The sequence below is a fragment of the Pseudomonas sp. SCB32 genome (assembly GCF_009189165.1).
Classification (GTDB): Bacteria; Pseudomonadota; Gammaproteobacteria; order Pseudomonadales; family Pseudomonadaceae; genus Pseudomonas.
Window position 1 is genome coordinate 6,237,240 of sequence record NZ_CP045118.1, and the last position, 18,546, is coordinate 6,255,785.

The following is an 18,546-nucleotide window of genomic DNA, read 5'->3' on the forward strand; positions in this document are numbered from 1 at the left end:
CGGCGTTAGCGCCGCCGCGCCTCGCGGCCAATCGCCCACGGCGCTTTTGGATATGGCCAAGTCGGTGCCGGAAGGGGCCGCGCCACCGCTTGGGTCGATGATGACTGCGCAACGCGGGCACACGGACGTGCCCCATCCCCCACCCTCGCAGGATGCGCAGCCCGCTCGGAGTCCGGCATGGCAATCAGTGTGTTCGACCTGTTCAAGATCGGTATCGGCCCCTCCAGCTCGCATACCGTAGGCCCCATGCGCGCCGCCGCGCTGTTCGTCGGCACCCTGGGCGAGCGCCGGCTGCTCGAACGCACCCGCCGTGTGGAAGTCCGCCTGTATGGCTCGCTGTCGGCCACCGGCGTCGGCCACGGCACCGACCGCGCAACCATCATGGGCCTGATGGGCGAATGGCCCGACCGCATCGACCCGCAGCAGATCGAGCCGCGCATGGCGGCCCTGCGCGAATCCGGCGAACTGCTGCTGGCCGGCACCCACGCCGTGGCCTTCGACTGGGTGCGCGACATGCGCCTGCTCGACGAGAACCTGCCCTACCACCCCAACGCCATGCGCCTGACCGCGTTCGACAACGACGGTGAGCTGCACAGCGACACCTATTACTCCATCGGCGGCGGCTTCGTCGTCGACGAAGAACAGGCCGCCTCCGGCAGCCTCGACACCGACAACACCGTCCTGCCCTACGACTTCTCCAGCGCCGCCGAACTGCTCACCCTGTGCCGCCGCCATAACCTGCGCGTGTCCGAGCTGATGATGGCCAACGAGCGCATGTGGCGCAGCGAAACCGATATTCGCGAGGGCCTGAAAGTCATCTGGCAGGCCATGCGCGACTGCGTGAGCAGCGGCCTCAACCAGGAAGGCATCCTCCCCGGCGGCCTCAACGTGCAACGCCGCGCCGCGCGCCTGCACCGCAGCCTGCAGGAAATCGGCAAGCCCAACGTCATCGGCTCCACCCTCTCCGCCATGGAATGGGTCAACCTCTTCGCCCTGGCGGTGAACGAGGAAAACGCCGCCGGCGGACGCATGGTCACCGCGCCCACCAACGGCGCGGCGGGAATCATCCCGGCGGTGCTGCACTACTATATGCGCTTCAATCCCGACGCCAGCGACGACGACGTCACCAACTACTTCCTGGCCGCCGCCGCCGTCGGCATCCTGTGCAAGAAGAACGCCTCCATCTCCGGCGCCGAAGTCGGTTGCCAGGGTGAAGTCGGCTCGGCCTGCGCCATGGCCGCGGCGGGTCTCGCCGAAGTCCTCGGCGCCAGCCCCGAGCAGGTGGAGAACGCCGCCGAGATCGGCCTGGAGCACAACCTCGGCCTGACCTGCGACCCGGTCGGCGGGCTGGTCCAGGTGCCGTGCATCGAGCGCAACGCCATCGCCGCAGTGAAAGCCATCAACGCCGCGCAGATGGCCCTGCGCGGCGACGGCCAGCACTTCATCAGCCTCGACCAGGTGATCCGCACCATGCGCGACACCGGCGCCGACATGCACGACAAATACAAGGAAACCTCCCGCGGCGGCCTGGCCGTCAGCAGCATCGAGTGCTGACCCCAAAATCGACCACCCGATCCTGAAAACGCCACATTCTGGCGCAGATGGACGCTCGTACTAATCCCCCAGCGAGCGTTACCGTTTGGCGCAATGCACCGCCGGCCGCGTGACCGGCGAGTGCTACCGAAATCCCCAGCCCCCTCCCCATGCGTATTTGCGACCTGCAGCGGGTCGCAATCCGGCCCGTTAAAAGCGGCATTCCCATGCCGTTTTCTTTTTTTATTGAACGGTCAATCAATGTAGGCATGGCATTTGCCTTGCTATACGCAGAGGAACAGCCACGGGAACGCCCAGGGCGAATTTCCCGAGCAGAAAACAAGCATAAGAAACGCCTCCAAAGAGGCGACTGTGACTAGCGTGAGGTGATCGAATGAATGCGTTCAACCCCGGAGTTCCCCCGCAAAACCGAGCTCCGCAGTCCATCGGCTTCCTGCTGTTGGACAACTTCACCCTGATCTCCCTGGCCTCGGCGGTGGAACCGCTGCGCATGGCCAACCAGCTTTCCGGTCGCGAACTCTACCGCTGGCACACCCTGAGCCTCGACGGCCGCCAGGTCTGGGCCAGCGATGGCCTGCAGATCACCCCCGACGCGTCCTGCGACAGCGCCCCGCAGATGGACACCCTGATCGTGGTCGGCGGCGTCGGCATCCAGCGCAGCGTCACCCGCGAGCACGTCACCTTCCTCCAGGCCCAGGCCCGCCACGGCCGCAAGCTGGGCGCCGTGTGCACCGGCAGCTGGGCCCTGGCCCGCGCCGGCCTGCTCGACGGCTACGACTGCTCCGTACACTGGGAATGCCTGGCCGCCATGCAGGAAGCCTTCCCCCGCGTGGCCATGAGCACCCGCCTGTTCTCCATCGACCGTAACCGCTTCACCTCCTCCGGCGGCACCGCGCCGATGGACATGGTGCTGCACCTGATCGGTCGCGAGCATGGCCGCGAACTCTCCGCCGCTATCTCCGAGATGTTCATCTACGAACGCATCCGCAACGAACAGGACCACCAGCGTGTGCCGCTCAAGCACATGCTCGGCACCAACCAGCCGAAGCTGCAGGAAATCGTCGCGCTGATGGAAGCCAACCTCGAAGAGCCCATCGACCTCGACGAACTGGCCGTGTACGTCAACGTCTCGCGCCGCCAGCTCGAGCGCCTGTTCCAGAAGTACCTGCACTGCTCGCCGTCGCGCTACTACCTGAAGCTGCGCCTGATCCGCGCGCGCCAGCTGCTCAAGCAGACCTCCATGTCGATCATCGAGGTTGCCTCGGTCTGCGGCTTCGTCTCCACCCCGCACTTCTCCAAGTGCTACCGCGAATACTTCGGCATCCCGCCGCGCGACGAACGCCAGGGCCAGCCCATCGGCCAACCGGTCATGGTCATGCCAATCCCGCAGGACCTCGCCCTGATGCCCAACTCCTCGGCCATCTCCGCCCTCAGCCAGGCCCAGGGCGAATCCACCTTCGCCAGCGTGCGCGTGCTGTAAGCACCCACTGCGCAAACAAAAAGGGAGGCCACCGGCCTCCCTTTTTCATGCCCTGATACCCACGTAGGAGCAACTGTCTTTTAGGCTATTCGCTCCGCTCACCCTTCGGGCCGCACTGAAGTGCGTTCAGCGCAAGCGCTGTCCCGCGTTCGCGGGAGTGAAGGTGTTATGCACCATCCTCCGCACACGTCATCCCCGCGAACGCGGGACGCGGCTTCATCGCGAACAGCGCTTGCGCTGGCCCGAAGGGGAATCACCCAGAAAACAATGTCGGAATAGACCGAGAGCCCCAGATCGCGGATAAATCCGCTCCTACAAAAAGCGGCTACCGCCCCTCCAGCTCCATCAACCGCGCCGCATCGACCACCCGCATCCACAGCCGCCCCTGCCAATCCAGCACCGCCACCTGCTGCCCCTGCATCTCCCGGAACTGGTGACGCGGCAGCAGCGCATTGTGCTGCTCCACCTCGCGCAACACCGGCACTACCTCGTTGCTCAACCACTGCCGCAGGCTGCGGTTCTCCGGGTGATAGAAGTGCAGCATCAGCAGCCCATACACACCGCTCTCGCTCACCAGCAACTCATCCTCCTCCACCCCCGCCAGTCGCTCCCAGCGCGACTGGTCCGGGTCCAGCTTCTGCGCCACGCGCGGGCCCAGGTGGCTGGCCGTCAGCTTCGCCAGATCGCGCAGCACGAACCACGCCTGCTGATCGATCAGCACGCCGCGCAGGCGCCGGTTGTAGCGCACGAAGGAATGAGGGATCAGGCCGTCATCGGCCGGGAAGGACGTCGAAGTATTCATGCTGTAGCTCCTTGCTCATGACAGGAAGCCGCCGCCCGAAACATCCGAAAAGGGAGGCGGACCGTGCAAGGGTGGAAAACCAGCTCATACAGACAAAGACCGGCCGGACCGAGGTCCGCCTTACACGGTCCGCCATAGACAACCAGAGCCAATCGAGCCCGAATGGGACTGACCTTCTCTGCTATGGCGAAGTCTGTTTGAGTACAGGTTTCCACACCTGACCACGCCGAAACGTGGTGCCAGGAACGCTACGCAGAGGGCTTGTAGGACCGCAACTCCGGCGCAGTGTAGGGCGTTTCCCGAATCAGCCAAGGCAACGAACCCAGACCGGGAAGGATTTGCCGCAGCAGGAGAACCTCGTCTCAAGCATCCAAAGGCAGACTGAGCTGCCACGACACCCCGAACCTGTCGCTCACCCAGCCAAAGCGGCGATTGTGCGACTCCGCCCTGGAATATGAGGAAAGTGGTGGCAGTGGACACGGTGGCTTTCCTGCGAGTGAGAAGGGACCTGTCCAAACCGGCAGTAGGCTGATTCCGAAATAGCGCACTGACCATCTACCGCCTGGAGTTTCGAGACTACCTTGACCTGACTCTATGGCATGCACCTCCTTCCCGCTTCGTGTAGAGCCCCCCGGCTGAAAAGCGCGACCGCACATGAGTCAGCAGGCGCAATGCAGCATGCTCATTGGCCAGATCCTATTTCCAATGTATTTTATAGACTACAGTCGACATGAAGAAAATCGAATCCGGCAAGTTTCGAGCCTGGCTTCACAAGCTGAAGGACGACACCGGAAGAGCTCGCATCGTGGCCCGTATCAACCGTCTGATGGAGGGTCTGCCTGGCGATGTCGCCCCTGTTGGCCCAGGCGTCAGCGAGCTTCGAATTCATCATGGACCAGGCTACCGCGTGTATTTTCATCAGCAGGGCGACACGCTGGTGATTCTCTTGTGTGGAGGCGACAAGGGCAGCCAGAGCCGTGACATCGAGGCAGCCCAACAAGTACTGGCAGCGTGGAGAGCCCAACATGACTGAGACATTCACCGAATTCGAGCCCGCCGAATACCTCACCAACCCCGAAGCCATTGCCGAGTTCATGACTGATGCACTGGAAACCGGTGACGCCGCCTACATTGCCAAGGCAATGGGTGTAGTAGCCCGTGCCAAAGGCATGACCGAATTGGCCAGGGAAACCGGCTTGTCCCGCGAGCAGCTCTACCGCTCTTTCAGCGAACAGGGTAACCCGACTCTCAAGACCCTCCTGGCGGTTATGAAGGCTCTTGGCATTGAGATGACCATCCGCCCCCAGGTTGCGCACTAAGGAAAGGAAAAAAGAGCGACCAAAAGGACCAAAAAGGGGACAGATTTATTTTCTGTACTCTAATCCTGACTCTCCAGCGCGTTTTAGAGTAGAAAAATAAATCTGTCCCCTTTTCGTTGCTGGAAGCCTGGAATGGCGTCGATCCCTTCCAACGAGCTCCCAAGCGGGTGGAGTGGTTTGAAGCCTGGGACGGATTGCTTTCGGGGTTTTACCTGAGCAGATAGCCGCCAATACGATTTGTGCCCTGGGGGAAAACCACCTGTCCACGGAACAGGCGAACCCGGCTGTCCGGGCGCTGGAAAATTCAGGAAATCGAGGGTTTTATACAGAGGTTGTCAGTGGAAAAGCCGACAAGCGGGAGGTGGTGATGCGGGATTTCGGTAGTCCGTCCACGAAAAACACCCCCGCCAGCAGGCGGGGACATTGGTTTGGACGCTTGGACGGGACACTTTTCTAAATCTTAATTGCACCGTACATCTCTGGATCGAATCCAACTGGCCAAACTGTTTTCTCATCATAGATCGCGCCAGTGAAATCAGCCTCATCCACCCTTTTCGCATCAAGATTAACACTAGAAAGTTTGGCCCCTATAAATCTACTCCCTCCCACATCCGCCCCCTTCAGACTTGCTCCGGAGAGGTCTGCCTTATAAAAATCAGCAAAGACCGCAATTGACTCCGTCAGATCAACATCTTCCATTTTCGCGCAAGAAAAAGTTGAGTTCATAAGTGCCGCCTTCGACATTTTAGCCCCCACTAAAATGGCATAGTCAAAAATAGCATTCCTCAAGTTGGAACCTGTAAAGTCAGCCCCTGAAACATCCAAGCGCTCAAATATAGCCCTATGTAAATCCAACCCACTAAGGTCTTCCTCAACAAAACTATCAAAAGGAAAATCAACAGTGTCGCCCGTCTCAAATATCAAAGTAATCATTTGTTCCCCCAGTCTGTAGGGTCAATCTTAAGCTCTACCACGGGCTTAGTTCGATCAACCTTACTCGGAGATAGAGTTCCAGGCACCACATCAGGCTCACGACCCAAAATCTTTGCCGCTATATATCGATGATTCCCATCAACAATGACATTTCCGTCCATCTTGATGGCCGGAGCAACTTCGCCGGCGAGCAAACGATCAACATATCTCTGAACTGCTGGTAGCGAGACAGCATTCTGGGCACTTATATTCTTATCACCTTGCAATGCTTTTTGGATTACTTCAGGTGTTACATCTGCTCCTTTCGAAACCAACGGTTTCGGCGCAGTAGCACCCCCTTTAGCCTTCCCTGCCATCCCACCAGTGACAGCGGCAAATATAGCAGCCGCTAAGCTGGCATTCTCTTGGGATACACCCTTCTCCACCAGGTTCTGCGCTACGCCCGCTTGAACCACCGTGCCCGTGGCGTTGATGTTTTGCAGGTTATAGGCAGGCAAATCCATCTTGATGGACAGCGGAACTGCATCGTTTGAGTAGATGTCTTCGATCTTGAGCTGGTTAGCCTGTCGCTCGTTGACCAAATAGTTGTATTGCTCAATGCACATGGCCGGACTGGCGGCGCAGACGCTGGCCAGTTGATCGTCATTGGCCACGCTCAACGCCCTGAACTTCTCCTTTACCTCCGCGCAATTGCCCTTGGCCTTGCACTCGCTGGACTCTTTTTCCAGGGCGGCAAGCTCGGTGTGATTGAGGTAGTTGTACTGCGTCGAATTCCTCGCCGACCAAGCCCCGGTTTCGAGCTTGTCGTAGCTGGCACCGGGGTCTATTGCCACGACTCCAATCAACCCCGTGAGCTGCGAGGCCATGGTCAACATGGCTTCGCGGTTTTCCGGCGAGTAGCCGCTGACCAGCTTGTCCAAATCGGCAACCACGGCTTCGTTGAGGCCAGCGCCAATGGCGCCGGCGGCAAAGCTGTCGCCACGCGCTTGGGCAGCTAGGCCGCCCATCAGGGCGTGCATTACCACCATCTGTGCGTCGCCGGACTTCAGACCGTGCGTCACGCCAAAGTCACCGATGGCGTTGAAGCCGACCGCCGCGAAGGTGTTGTAGACGCTGTCTTTGAGCGCATCGCCGAAGCTGCCACCCTGCCCCATGGCTTTGTTCAGGGCCGTGTTGGTGAGGCTCTGCATGGCCTGGTTGGCGGCGAATCGACTAGCGCCGCTGACGGTGCTTAGGTCCACCGCCGAGACCTTATCGGTGATGGTGTTGGTCTGGGTGTTCAGAGCCTTGTCGAAGTACTCCGGCGTTATATAAGCCATGGCTGCCGCGATGGCGTAGCTCTTGAGAGCGTCGGAGTTGGTGGCGTATTTCAGCCCCTGTCCTACGTCCCCACCGTTGTTGATGGTGCCCACGGCAAGGTTGCTGGCTACCGGTCCGACTATCGGGCCGAGATACGCAGCCGCCACGATGGCGATGGCCAGCGACGGGGCGGCACCCATGCCGGAGTTGCTGTAGCTGTAGGAATCGTGGAATTCCTTCACCGCCCGCCAATCCACATCGCCCCTTTGCTCGGCGTCCTTGAGCCAAGCGAGGTTGGGATCAGCCTTGACCATCGCATCGATGGCCTGGCTGACGCTGGCCTTGTCGATCTGCTTGTAGTCGATCTTCAGCCCGTCCACGGCCTTGATCGCCAGGTTGCCCTGGGCGATCAGTTCGCTCTGGCGCACGGTCTCATCCGTGCGGCCCTTGCCGCTGGAGCTGCTCCAGGAGAGGTCGCTGTCTTCCTTGCTGTGGGCTTCCTGGTGCAGGTCCTTGACCGCTTCAAAGGTCACCGCCCCGCCGCTGACGATGGCGATGTCGTTGCCGGCGTCGAGCTTGGCGGCCTGGTATTTCTGGTCGCCGCCGCTGAGCAAGGTGATGTCGCCGCCGGCGCTGATTTCGCTGCTGACCGCTTTGACGTCGGTGACTTCGTCGTGACGGGTCTGCTTGCTGCCCCAGGCGCCTTTGTCCTTCTTGTCGTAGAGGCTGTAGTCGCTGTCGTTGGCGGCAAGGATTGCGATCTTGTCGCCGGCCACCAGATAGGCCTCGTTGCCGGCGCTGACCTTGCTGCTGATGAGGGTGAGGTCGTTGCCGGCGGCGATCAGTACGTCGCGGCCGGCGCTCAGTTCGGTGCCACGCTGGGTGACGTGGTCTTCCTGGGTGGTGACCTTCTTGCTCTTGTCGTAGCTGTGCTGCTCGTCGGCGGCGGAGGCCAGGGTGACGTCGCGGCCGGCGCTGATGCCGGCGTCGCGGCCGACGTCGATGCGGCTGCCGACGACGCTGATGTCGCGGCCGGCGTCGAGGGTGAAGTCACGGCCAACGCTGATTTCGCTGCCCAGCTGGGTGGTGCTCTGGTTGTAGTTGCGGCCGCGCGTGGTGCCGTTTTCTAGCTCGACGCTGTGCAGGTTGATGTCGCGCCCGGCCTGCATGGCCAGGTCGCTGCCGCTGCTGATCGCGCCGCCGAGGTTGTTGATGTCGCGCCCGGCGCTGATGTCCAGTTTGCCGGCAGCTTCGATGCGCGCGGTGCTGTCGGCGAAGCTCTGGGTCCAGGTGCGGTTGCCGATGCCGCCTTCGTGCACGGTGACGCTGCGCTGGTTGATCACATCGCCGGTGAGGGCGCTGAGGCTGACATCGCGGCCCTTGATGATGCCGCCCTGGGTGTTGCTGAGGGTGTTCAGGGCGAGCAGGTCGAGGCGCCCGCTGGCTTCGATCAGGCCGCTGTTGTCGAGGTTGGCGGCGCTGGCGGCGAGGTCGCCGCTGGCGCGCAGGGTGCCCTGGTTGAGCAGGTTGCCGCCGCTGATCAGGCTGAGGTTCTGGCCCTGGATCAGCGCGCCGTTGGGCGCCAGGCGGTTGTTGGCCTGGGCCAGGTAGACCACCGGCACCAGGACCTTTTCGCCATTAACGATGGCTTCTTCGAGCCAGACGAGGTCGTGGGTCAGGGCGGCGACCTGTTCCGCCGTCAGGCCGACGCCCAGGCTCAGGTGCAGGCTGTCCTTGTAGGCGATGGCGTTGTCCATCAGGTACTTGAACAGGCCTTCGTCGCTGGTCAGGCCGTCGATGTAGCGCTGGCCGGTCCGGGCGATGACGGCGTCGCGGATCAGGCATTGTTCGTAGAGGCCGTCGCCGAGGCGCTTCTGGGAATGGTCCGGGTCGTAGCCGAGTTGGCCGAGCAGGTAGTCGGAGCCGAGGAAGCTCTTGAGGCTGGTGAGCTCGGGGTTGGTTTCGATGAGGTATTTGTGGCGGTTGTCCGGGCGTGCCGTGCTCGGTACGCCTTGCACCTGGGCAACGTTCAGGGAGGCGCTGGCCGCCGCGCCCTGGGCCGCGGCGGCGCCGTTCAGTTGTACGCTGTCGGTGCTGTCGACGGAGGTCGCGCTGCGTTGAACAGTACCGGTGGTGGTGGCGTCGCTGCGCTGCAGGTCGGCGGTCAGGCTGGTGGTGGCGTCGATGGTACGCTCGCGCTGGGACAGGCTGATGCTCTGGCCGGCGAAGCTGTAGTTACCGTCGCCGGTAACGGTCTGGGCGCTGCTCTGGGTGCCTTCCTGGCCACTCAGGCGGAACAGGCCGTTGCTGCCGGTGGGCAGGCTGAAGCCGGGGAGCGTGACAGGGTTGACCTGCTGCTGGGCGAGGTCGGGGGGCAGTTGGGCGTTGAGGGCGACGACGTTGGCGCTGTTGCCGGCAACCCCCGTATCACCCACGCGCGAGGCGCCGGACGATTGCGGGACGCCTTCGCGGATGACGCTGTTTTTCAGGTCCTGGGTGGCATTGATGGCGACATTGCCGCCGGCCTGGACCACGGCGCTGACGAATGAGCTGCCGGGGCTCTGGATGGTCAGTTCGTCGAAGAAGGTGGCGTTCTTGACCACCGCCGGCGCATCGACCAGGGCGCCCGGCTGGTAGTGCGGCATCTGGAAGTCCGCGAAGGGCGATGTGCCTGGAAAATCAAGACGAATAGAACCGAACTGGGCAAAGCGAGGGGCCTCTCGCCCGCCCTGCCTGATAGTTACCAGACTAAGGGACTCGTCCCAACCCCGGTTCCAGAAGTGAAGGTTCGGCCGTGTCATGTCGCCGGTAGGCGAGCGTAGACCGGCGTCATAATCCGGATCATTCGCGGCGTTGTACTCCATGACCTGGTCCCAGAAACTCACACCGCCCGAGAAGAGACCGCCGTATGCGTCCGAGCCATACGGAATCTCGAAGGAGCGCCGCACGGAGTGGTCGCCAATGGCGACACCGCTGTTGGTGAAGCTGTCCAGCATCATCGAGATGTTGCCGCTGGCGGCGATGGTCGATGCCTGGTTGAGCAGATTCTGGCCTTCGACTTTCAGATTGCCGCCTGCGCTGATGGCGGCCGAGGGAGAGCTTTCGCCCAGCTCACCTCGGTAGTTCTCGACCCAGACCATATGGCTGCTGGGTGTGCGCTCACCGGGCTGCGGGGCTACGGAGCAGTCATAACAACGCACTCCAATGGCGGCGGAAAGCAGCTCGCCGGCCGTCGTATTGAGCACGTCGGTGCGGTTCTCCGTCGTGCGAACCTTCAGGCTCATGTCGCCCAGGCTTTCCACGGTCGCCGAGATATTTTTCAGCGCGCCGGCCAGGGCTTCCGGGGTGGCCCCGGTGATATCCAGGTTGCCCAGGCTGTAGATGTCGGCATAGCGGTTGATCAGGCTGCCGCCCACGCGCAGGGTCATGTCGCCGCCGCTGAAGATCAGCGCGCCATTGCTCTGGCCGTCGTTGAGCAGGTCCCAGGTGTTGATGCGCAGTTTTCCGGCGCTGCCGAGGGTGCCGAGGTTGTTCAGGCTGCCGGTGTTGGCGGTGAGGTCACCCGCGGCGGTGATGCGGCCACGGTTGTTCAGGGTGCCGGCGCCGAGGGTGACGCCCTGGCCGCCGGTCACGCTGGCGCCCTGGCTGATGTCGAGCTGGTTGGCCGCGAGGTTGAGCGCGCCCAGGCTGGTGACGCGGCCGGCGCCGCCGTAGGTGCCGCTCAGCTGGATGTCGAGGCTGCCATCGCTGGCCAGCAGGCCGTCGTTGCTCCAGTGGCCGCCACGCCCGGTCAGGCCCTGGCTGGCGAGCAGCCGGCCGCTGGCGGTCTGGGTGAACTGGCCGATGTTGAGGGTGAGCCAGCCGGCCTGCAGGACGCTGCTGTTGCTCCAGCTGTCGGCAGTGATGTCGAGGTGGCCAGTGGTGACGAAGCTGCCGCCAGCTTCGGCGATCTGCCCGGCGTTGACCCCGAACTGGCCGCTGCCGACGTGCAGGAAGGCGCCGCCGTCGTTGGCGAGCCCGCCGAGGTTGAGGGCGAGGTCGGTGTTGGCGGTTTCCAGGCGGCCACCCCGATTGTCGAGGTAGCCCGCGTTCAGGGTGGTGCTGCCGCTCTGGCCCAGGGCGCGCAGGCGGCCGCCCTGGTTGTCGATGGCGCCGGCGGTGAGGCTGAGACTGCCGGCGCTTTCGATCAGGCCGTTCTGGTTGACCAGGCGGTTGCCCAGGCTGAAGTCGAGGGTGGTGGCGCCGATCTGGCCGCCCTGGTTGAGCAGGGTGTCGCCACCGAGGCTGAGCAGGTTGCCGGCATAGAGGCCGCCGCCCTGGTTGTCGAGGGTGGTGGTGGTGAGGCGGTTGTCACCGCCGACGGCGGAGAGGTGGCCGCCACGGTTGTCGATACCGCCGCGGGCGGTGATGTCGAGGCTGCGCGCCTGGGTGATGCCGGCGGCGTTGTTGAACGAGCCGGTGAGCACGCGCAGCAGCCCGGTGGCGCTATGGAGGATGCCGCCAGCGCTGTTGTCGAGGTTGGCGCTTTGCAACAGGAGCCCACCTGCGCGGCTCTGGATGCGGCCCTGCTGGCTGTTGTCGAGCAGTCCGGAGAGTTGCAACTGGGCGTCGCCCTGGCTGTTGAGCGTGCCGCCCTGGTTGCGCAGCTGGCCGGCCTGGAGGCTGATGGCGCCGCTGGCGCTGTGCAGCAGGCCGTCGGCACTGTTGTCGAGGGTGCCGGCGCCCAGGTTCAGGACCAGGTCCTGCTGGCTGGCGAGGGTGCCGCGCTGGCTGTTGTCCAGGGACCCGGCGTTCAGTTCCAGGCGTTGCTGGCTGGCCAGCTGGCCGCCTCGGTTGTCGAGGCTGGCTGCGCTCAGCAGCAGCTCGCCGGCGCTGGCCAGGCGGGCGTTGTTGGCGTTGATCAGAGCACCGCTCAGGGTGCCGCGCAGGGTGCCGCGCAGGGCGCCCTGGCTAAGCAGCAGGCCGCCGCTGTTGTCGAGGCTGCGAACGCTGAAGTCGAGGCTGCCGGCGCTGATCTGCCCGCCCTGGTTGAGGATGTCGGTCTGCGCCGGGCGCAGCGCCAGGTGCTGCTGGGCGTTGATCAGGCCGCCGGCGCTGTTGTTCAGGGTGCTGGCGATGGTCAGGTCGAGGTTGCCCTGGCCGGAGAGAATGCCGCCCTGGTTGTTCAGGCTGGCGGCGCGGATGTGCTGGTCGCCCAGGCTGACCAGGGCGCCTTCGCCGTGGTTGTCAAGGCGGCCGCTGAGGGTGACGTCGAGCTTGCCCAGCTTGCTGGAGAGGGTGCCGGAGCTGCTGTTGTCGAGGTCGGCGGCGTTGATGGCCAGCCCTTGCCAACCCGAGAGCAGGCCAAGGTTGGCGTTGCGCAGGCTGCCTGCGCTCAGTTGCAGTTGGCCGGCGCTGATGATGCGGCCGGCGTCACCGTTGTCGAGGCTGGCGCTATTGAGCTGGAAGCTGTGCTGGCTGGAAATCTCGCCGCCGCGGTTGTCGAGGTGGCGCAGGTTGTCGATGCGCAGCAGGCCGCCGACGCTGAGCACGGCGCCCTGGTTGTCGAAGTCGCCGCCGGCCAGGTCCAGGCTCAGGTCGCCGCCGGTGATCAGCCGGCCCTGCTGCTGGATCAGTTGCTGTACGCGCAGTTGCAGGGTGCCGCCAGCGGAGAGTTCGCCGCCCAGGCCATTGTCCAGGCGGCTGCCGCCCAGCTCCAGGCGGCCCAGGGTGGTGATCACGCCGGCGCGGTTGTCGATGGCCTGGGCCTGCAGGCGTTGGCCTTGCTGGCCGCTGAGGATGCCGTGGCGGTTATCCAGGTCGCCGGTGGTGGCGTGGAGCTGGCCCTGGGCGGTAATGCGGCCGTGCTGGTTGTCGGTGGTGCCGGTGACGAGGGTCAGGTCCTGCCCCCCGGAGAGGCTGCCGCCCTGGTTGTTCAGGCTGGTGCTGCCGACGCTGAGCGAGCCGCCCGCGGCCATGGCGCCGTCGGCGTGGTTGTCCAGCGCGCCGTTGATGTTCGCCTGGATCGCGCCCTGGCTGGCAACGGTGCCACCCAGGCTGTTGTTCAGGCCTGCGGCGTTCAGCTGGAGCTGGTTGCGCCCGAAGAGGACGCCGGCCTGGCTGTTGTCCACCGCGCCCTGGACCTGCAGGGTGAGCGCGTCGCTGGAGAGGATGCGGCCGCCCTGGTTGTTCAGGTCGGCCAGCGCGAGAAGGAAGCTCTGCTGGCTGGAGATCTCGCCGCCGGTGCTGTTGTTGAGTTGCGCGAGGTTGCGCAGCGACAGTGCTCCCGGGCTGGCGAGCAGGCCGCCGCCACTGTTGTCGAGGCTGCCGCCGGCGAAGTCGAGGTCGATGCCGGTGCTGCCGATCAGGCGTCCGGCGTCGTGCTGGTCCAGCGCCTTGACCTGCCCACTCACCCGGCCGGCCGCTTCGATGCGGCCCTGGCCGCTGTTGTCCACGCGGGTCTGGGTGAGCAGCAGGTCGGCGCCAGCGAGGATGCGCCCGGCCTGGCTGTTGAGCAGGGTTGCGCCGCGCAGGGTGAGGGCGCCCTTGGCGCTGATCACGCCGTTCTGGCGGTTGTCGAGGGTCTGCGCGTCGACGCTCAGCGTGGCGTCGGTCAGCAGCTTGCCGCCCTGGTTGTTCAGGGCGTTGCCGGTGACGCGCAGGGCGCCGCCGCTGGAGAGCACGCCGGCACGGTTGTCGACCTGGGCGGCGCCGAGGTTCAAGGTGCCTTCGCTAAGCAGTTGGCCGCCGGCCTGGTTGTCGAGGCTATCCGCCAGGTTCAGGTCGAGGTCGTGCAGGCTGCTCAACGTCCCGCGCTGGCTGTTGTCCAGGCTGCCGCCATTGAGGCTCAGGCCGCCCTGCCCCACCAGGCTGCCCGCGCGGTTGACCAGGCTGTCGCCACGCAGTGTCAGCCGGTCATCACTGGCGATCAGGCCGGCGCTGTTGTCGAGTTGGCCGACGTCGATGTTCACGCTGGCGCGACTGCTGATCTCGCCTCCCTGGTTGAACAGCTCGCTAGCCTGCACTTCGATGCCGTGCAGCGCGCCGACCCAGCCGCCCTGGCGATTGTCGAGGCGTTGCGCGGAGAGGTTCAAGGCTCCTTCGCTGAGCAGTTGGCCGCCCTGGCTGTTGTCCAGGCTGCGTCCGGTGACGCTCAAGCCGCCCTGCCCGACCAGGCTGCCCGCACGGTTGACCAGGCTGTCGCCGTGCACGTCGAGCAGGCCGTCGCTGGCGATACGGCCGGTGCTGTTGTCGACGCTGGCGGCACGCAGGCTCAACGCGCCGCGACTGGAGATTTCGCCGCTTTGGTTGAACAGCGCGGCGGCTTGCAGGTTGATGCCCTGCATGGCGCCGATCCAGCCACCCTGGTGGTTGTCGATCTGCTGGGCCAGCACCTGCAGGGACGCTTGGCTGAGCAACTCGCCGCCGCTCTGGGTCAGGCTGCCGAGCTGGGCGTTGAGATTGCCCTTGGCGGCGATTTGCCCGCCCGCTGCGTTGCTGACCGTGCGGGCGTTCAGGTGCAGGCTGGCGTCGCTCTGGATCGCCCCGGCATTGTTCAGGCTGTCGAGCGTGAGCTGTAGGTCCTGGCCTGCGCTGACCAGGCCCTGGTCGCGGTTGTCCAGGCTGCCGCCGGCGAGGTTCAACGTAGCGTCGCTGACGAGCTTGCCGCCACGGTTGTCCAGGGAATCGGCCTGGACGTCGAGCGGGCCACGGCTCGATACCCGCCCGCCGTTCTGGTTGCTCAGCTGGCCCGCGCGCAGGTGTTGCGCGCCCTCGCTGATCAGCTTGCCGGCCTGGCTGTTGTCCAGTGTGCCGCTGATGTTGGCAACCAGGGCGCCGCGGCTACTCAGGGTGCCGCCTTGGTTATTCAGGTTGCCCAGTTGCAGGTTCAGGCTCTGCTCGGCGCTGAACAGCCCCAGGCGGTTGTCCAGCGCGCCGCCACGGACCTGGATGAACGGCGCGCCGACCTGGCCGCCGATATTGCTCAGTTGCTGGCCGGAGAGGCTCAGGGCGTTGGCAGCCAGCACGCGGCCCTGGTTGTTGCTCAGGCTACCGGCGCCCAACGTGGTGTTGCTACCGCGCAGGCTGCCGCCCTGGTTGTCGAGGCTGCCGCTGGCATTCACGTCGAGGTTGCGGCTGGCGACCACGCTGCCGCTGTTGCGCAGGGTCTGGCTGTTGATCGCCACGTCGCCCTGGGTGTTGCGGCTGTTGTCCGAGTTGACCCCGGCTTCGACGATGCCGTTGTTGCTGACCTGGGCACCCTGCAATTGCACGCGGGAGCCCGCCGCCAGTTGGCCGCTGTTACTCAATTGTCCGTTGGCCGTCAGTTCGACCGCCCCCGCCGCATAGGCCGGGCCGTTGACGGCAATGTCCTGCGCCTTGGCACGCAGGCTGCCGACAGTGCTGGTCTGGGCCAGGCTCAGTTGGCCGTTGGCATCGAGCTGGATATCGCCGGCGCTGGCGGCCAGGTTGCCGGCCAGCTTCACCCCCACGCCCTGCTCGGTGCCCACCAGGCGGATGGCTCCCGCATACATGCCACCCAGCGCCGAACTGTCGATGGCCAGTTGCGGCTTGGCGCTGCCGTTGTCGGCCTTGGCGGTGGCGGCGAGGGTCTCGGCGTCCACCTGGTTGCGGCCGGTCACCACGGTCAGCTGGTTGGCGTACAGCTCGGCATTGAGTCTGGCGCTGCGGGTGATCAGCTCGAACTGGTCGAGGTTGCCGGCATTGAGGCCGGCGCCCTCGATGGCGATCTCGCCGCCGTCGACGTCATAACCCTGCAGGCGCCCGCCGTTGAGGACCGGCCTGCCGGTGGTGAGGGTGGCGCGCGGGGTGTTGATGAAACCGCAGCCGTTGCAAGTGATGCCGTGCGGGTTGGCGACGATTACATGGGCCGACTGGCCGGCGACCTCGGTGTAGCCGCGCAGCTGCGAGCGATTGGCCCCGGTGACCTCGTTGAGGATCTTGGTAGCGGCGGCACCCTTCAGGTTCGGGTTGCCGATGATGATCCCGCCCAGCTGGGTGGACTGGGTCTTGCCGGTGGCGTTGTTGAGGATCAGGCCGTTCTGGCCGACGCTGTAGTCGGAGAATTTATTGTGAGAGAGACCCGCACCGTCGGGCGTGGCGATATTCACCACCGGCACGCCATTGCCCGCCACGCCAAGCTGGGTATTGCCGCCCGCCGCCGCATCCACCGCCAGCTCGGCCGCTGCCGCGACGAGGGGATTGAGGATCAGCAGGCCAGACAAGACGCTGGCAATCAGTTTGCAGGCGGGCTGGCGAATGTCCATTTTGCGCGTCTCGTCACGGAAACCGGGACGCAACACTAGCTTCAGGTCATTTTTTAGCCGAGTCGGTGCTTTCCCAACTTGCCGTCTGACACATCCTCATCCGTCAGAAGAACAAATCGACCCGGAAGTAGATGGGGTGCTCACCGTGATCGACGATGTCGGGGCGCTCCAGCGAGTGCGCGAAGGTCACGGCGGCGGCGGCGTACTGCCCGCGCGCGCTGAACTCCACGCCCTGGCCGCTCATGCGCCCGGAGAGCTCCGGGTTGTAGCGACCGCGCTCGATGGCGCCGAAGTCGTAGGCGTAGGCCACGCCGTATTCCTGCAGCCAGGGCAGCAGCGGCTCCCAGGTCACGGCGCGGCGCCAGCGCAAATGGTTGCGCCAGTAGTAGCCGGAGTCGCCGGAGAGGGTCTGGTCCTTGAAGCCGCGTATCGAGGTGAGGCCGCCCAGGCTGATGCGCTGGGGGCTGTAGAGCGCGTCTTCGCTGTGCTGGCCGGTGGCGAGGCTCTCGATGCTGAAGGCTTCGTCCCACAGCGTGAAGGGCTGCAGGTAGCTCAGGGTGAGGCTGTATTTGCTGTAGCGGGCCTTGGGCGCACCCGGTGCCGCATCGTGGTCGTCATCCTGCGCGCCGAAGGCGCCAATGCCGCGCTGCCAGCCGGCATCCAGGTTGACGAAGGCGCTGCCGACGCGCCGGCCATGGTTGACGCCCAGGCGGAATTCACTGAGCTGGGTGCTGGAGACGTCCAGCAGGGTGTCGTCGATGTAGTTGCGGGTGCGCTGGTGGCTGAGGCCCAGGTTGACGGCGGTCGTGCTCACGTCGTCGCGGTGGACCACCCGCTCGGCGCCCAACTGGTGGGTCTCGTTATCGCCGTCGTACTTGAAGGCGAAGCCGGAGTCCTCGTTGCGGGTGCGGTAATAGTTGCGGCTGTAGCTGTAGTTGAAGGTCCACCAGCCGTAGGGGACGCTGTACCAGAGGCTCTGGTTGTCGGAGTGTTTCCAGTGGTCACTGACCACGTCCTGCCCGGCGCGCAGGCCGAACTGGTCGGCCAGGCCCAGCGGGCTGTCCCAGTCCAGGCCGACGCCGGCCTGCTGTTCGCCGGAGGTGGAGTCGCCGTTGTTGTCGCGGCTGGCCGACACGCGCCAGGGCTTGCTGCGCTCGCCCTTGAGCTGCACGCGGCTGCCGCCGACGTCCTTGCCCGGCACCAGTTCCATCTGCGCCTGGCGCGAGGGCAGGCGATTGATCTGGTCGACCAGTTGCTCCAGGTCGCGCAGGTTCAGCAGGTCGCCGGCGTGGCCGGGGAAGGTCATCGCCAGCTCTCGCGGCGAAGCCAGCTCGGATTGGTCGAAGCCTTCGAAGCGGCCTTCGACCACGATGACCTTCAGCTCGCCGCTGGAAAGGTCCTGCTGCGGCAGGTAGGCGCGGGTGGTAACGAAGCCACGGCCAAGATAGTTGTCGGTGATGGCCTTGAGCAGCTCGTTGAGCTGGCTGACCCCCAGGCAGTGATTACGGTAGGGCGCGAGCAAGGCTTCACGGGAGCGCTCGTCGAGGTGCTCGGCGCCTTCGAGGGTGATGGCGCGGATGGTGAAGCAGCGCGTATCCGGCGCGGCGGTGATCGGCGCCTCGGCGGGCGCCTGGCCGGGGAGTTGCTGGAGTTCCTCCAGGCGCTGACGCTGTTCGCGCAGGAGTTGCTCCTGGCGCTGGCGCTGAAGGTCGTTGTCACCCGGCGATGGAAGTGGCGCGGCAAGAGCGGCCGAGGCAATGCAGAATGCCAGGAGCGGCATCCAGCCACGGTAAAGAACGTGCATCCTTTCGATCCCTTTCATCTGGCGAGCCGGCCAGCTCACCCCAAAGGGTCGATACGATCATAAATGAAACATGGTATCTACAGGCCGCC

9 protein-coding genes are annotated in these 18,546 nt (G+C 64.7%); 4 read left to right on the forward strand and 5 right to left on the reverse strand.

What is annotated here, in order from left to right; genetic code table 11:
• Positions 1–177 precede the first annotated feature (177 nt).
• The gene (locus GA645_RS28410) at positions 178–1,554 is read left to right on the forward strand and encodes an L-serine ammonia-lyase (protein ID WP_152227724.1); all 1,377 of its coding nucleotides are present in this window, start codon (positions 178–180) and stop codon (positions 1,552–1,554) included.
• Between the two features lie 373 nt (positions 1,555–1,927).
• On the forward strand, positions 1,928–3,034 hold the full coding sequence (locus tag GA645_RS28415) for a GlxA family transcriptional regulator (protein WP_152227726.1): 1,107 nt from the start codon (positions 1,928–1,930) through the stop codon (positions 3,032–3,034).
• A gap of 325 nt (positions 3,035–3,359) precedes the next feature.
• Here GA645_RS28415 and GA645_RS28890 read toward each other — a convergent pair whose 3' ends face one another.
• On the reverse strand, positions 3,360–3,836 hold the full coding sequence (locus GA645_RS28890; protein ID WP_178119601.1) for a Bro-N domain-containing protein: 477 nt from the start codon (positions 3,834–3,836) through the stop codon (positions 3,360–3,362).
• A gap of 362 nt (positions 3,837–4,198) precedes the next feature.
• Positions 4,199–4,492 carry a VOC family protein gene (locus GA645_RS29360; RefSeq protein WP_372239774.1) on the reverse strand — a complete coding sequence of 98 codons (294 nt, stop codon included), beginning with the start codon at positions 4,490–4,492 and terminating at the stop codon, positions 4,199–4,201.
• Between the two features lie 74 nt (positions 4,493–4,566).
• Between GA645_RS29360 and GA645_RS28430 the strand changes: the two genes are divergently transcribed.
• Both GA645_RS28430 and GA645_RS28435 read left to right on the forward strand, forming a co-directional pair.
• Positions 4,567–4,869, forward strand: coding sequence for a type II toxin-antitoxin system RelE/ParE family toxin (locus GA645_RS28430; RefSeq protein ID WP_152227729.1), 303 nt, complete (start codon positions 4,567–4,569; stop codon positions 4,867–4,869).
• Entirely contained in the window at positions 4,862–5,155 is a 294-nt protein-coding gene (locus GA645_RS28435) for an addiction module antidote protein (RefSeq protein ID WP_152227731.1), read from the forward strand. The genes GA645_RS28430 and GA645_RS28435 overlap by 8 nt, the downstream gene beginning before the upstream one ends.
• Before the next feature lie 453 nt (positions 5,156–5,608).
• On the opposite strand, the gene GA645_RS28440 is transcribed toward GA645_RS28435, so the two are convergent.
• From GA645_RS28440 to GA645_RS28450, 3 genes are all read right to left on the reverse strand, one after another.
• A complete protein-coding gene (locus GA645_RS28440) occupies positions 5,609–6,088 on the reverse strand; it encodes a pentapeptide repeat-containing protein (RefSeq protein ID WP_152227733.1) in 480 nt (159 codons plus the stop codon).
• A complete protein-coding gene (locus tag GA645_RS29160) occupies positions 6,085–16,653 on the reverse strand; it encodes a DUF637 domain-containing protein (RefSeq protein ID WP_152227734.1) in 10,569 nt (3,522 codons plus the stop codon). The genes GA645_RS28440 and GA645_RS29160 overlap by 4 nt, the downstream gene beginning before the upstream one ends.
• A 103-nt stretch (positions 16,654–16,756) precedes the next feature.
• Positions 16,757–18,457 carry a ShlB/FhaC/HecB family hemolysin secretion/activation protein gene (locus tag GA645_RS28450; protein ID WP_152227736.1) on the reverse strand — a complete coding sequence of 567 codons (1,701 nt, stop codon included), beginning with the start codon at positions 18,455–18,457 and terminating at the stop codon, positions 16,757–16,759.
• Positions 18,458–18,546: the final 89 nt, after the last annotated feature.

Coding starts and splice junctions, on each gene's coding strand:
- GA645_RS28450 (WP_152227736.1), bottom strand. CDS start 18,457: ATGCACGTTCTTTACCGTGGCTGGATGCCGCTCCTGGCATTCTGCATT.
- GA645_RS28890 (WP_178119601.1), bottom strand. CDS start 3,836: ATGAATACTTCGACGTCCTTCCCGGCCGATGACGGCCTGATCCCTCAT.
- GA645_RS29160 (WP_152227734.1), bottom strand. CDS start 16,653: ATGGACATTCGCCAGCCCGCCTGCAAACTGATTGCCAGCGTCTTGTCT.
- GA645_RS28440 (WP_152227733.1), bottom strand. CDS start 6,088: ATGATTACTTTGATATTTGAGACGGGCGACACTGTTGATTTTCCTTTT.
- GA645_RS28430 (WP_152227729.1), top strand. CDS start 4,567: ATGAAGAAAATCGAATCCGGCAAGTTTCGAGCCTGGCTTCACAAGCTG.
- GA645_RS28410 (WP_152227724.1), top strand. CDS start 178: ATGGCAATCAGTGTGTTCGACCTGTTCAAGATCGGTATCGGCCCCTCC.
- GA645_RS28435 (WP_152227731.1), top strand. CDS start 4,862: ATGACTGAGACATTCACCGAATTCGAGCCCGCCGAATACCTCACCAAC.
- GA645_RS28415 (WP_152227726.1), top strand. CDS start 1,928: ATGAATGCGTTCAACCCCGGAGTTCCCCCGCAAAACCGAGCTCCGCAG.
- GA645_RS29360 (WP_372239774.1), bottom strand. CDS start 4,492: ATGTGCGGTCGCGCTTTTCAGCCGGGGGGCTCTACACGAAGCGGGAAG.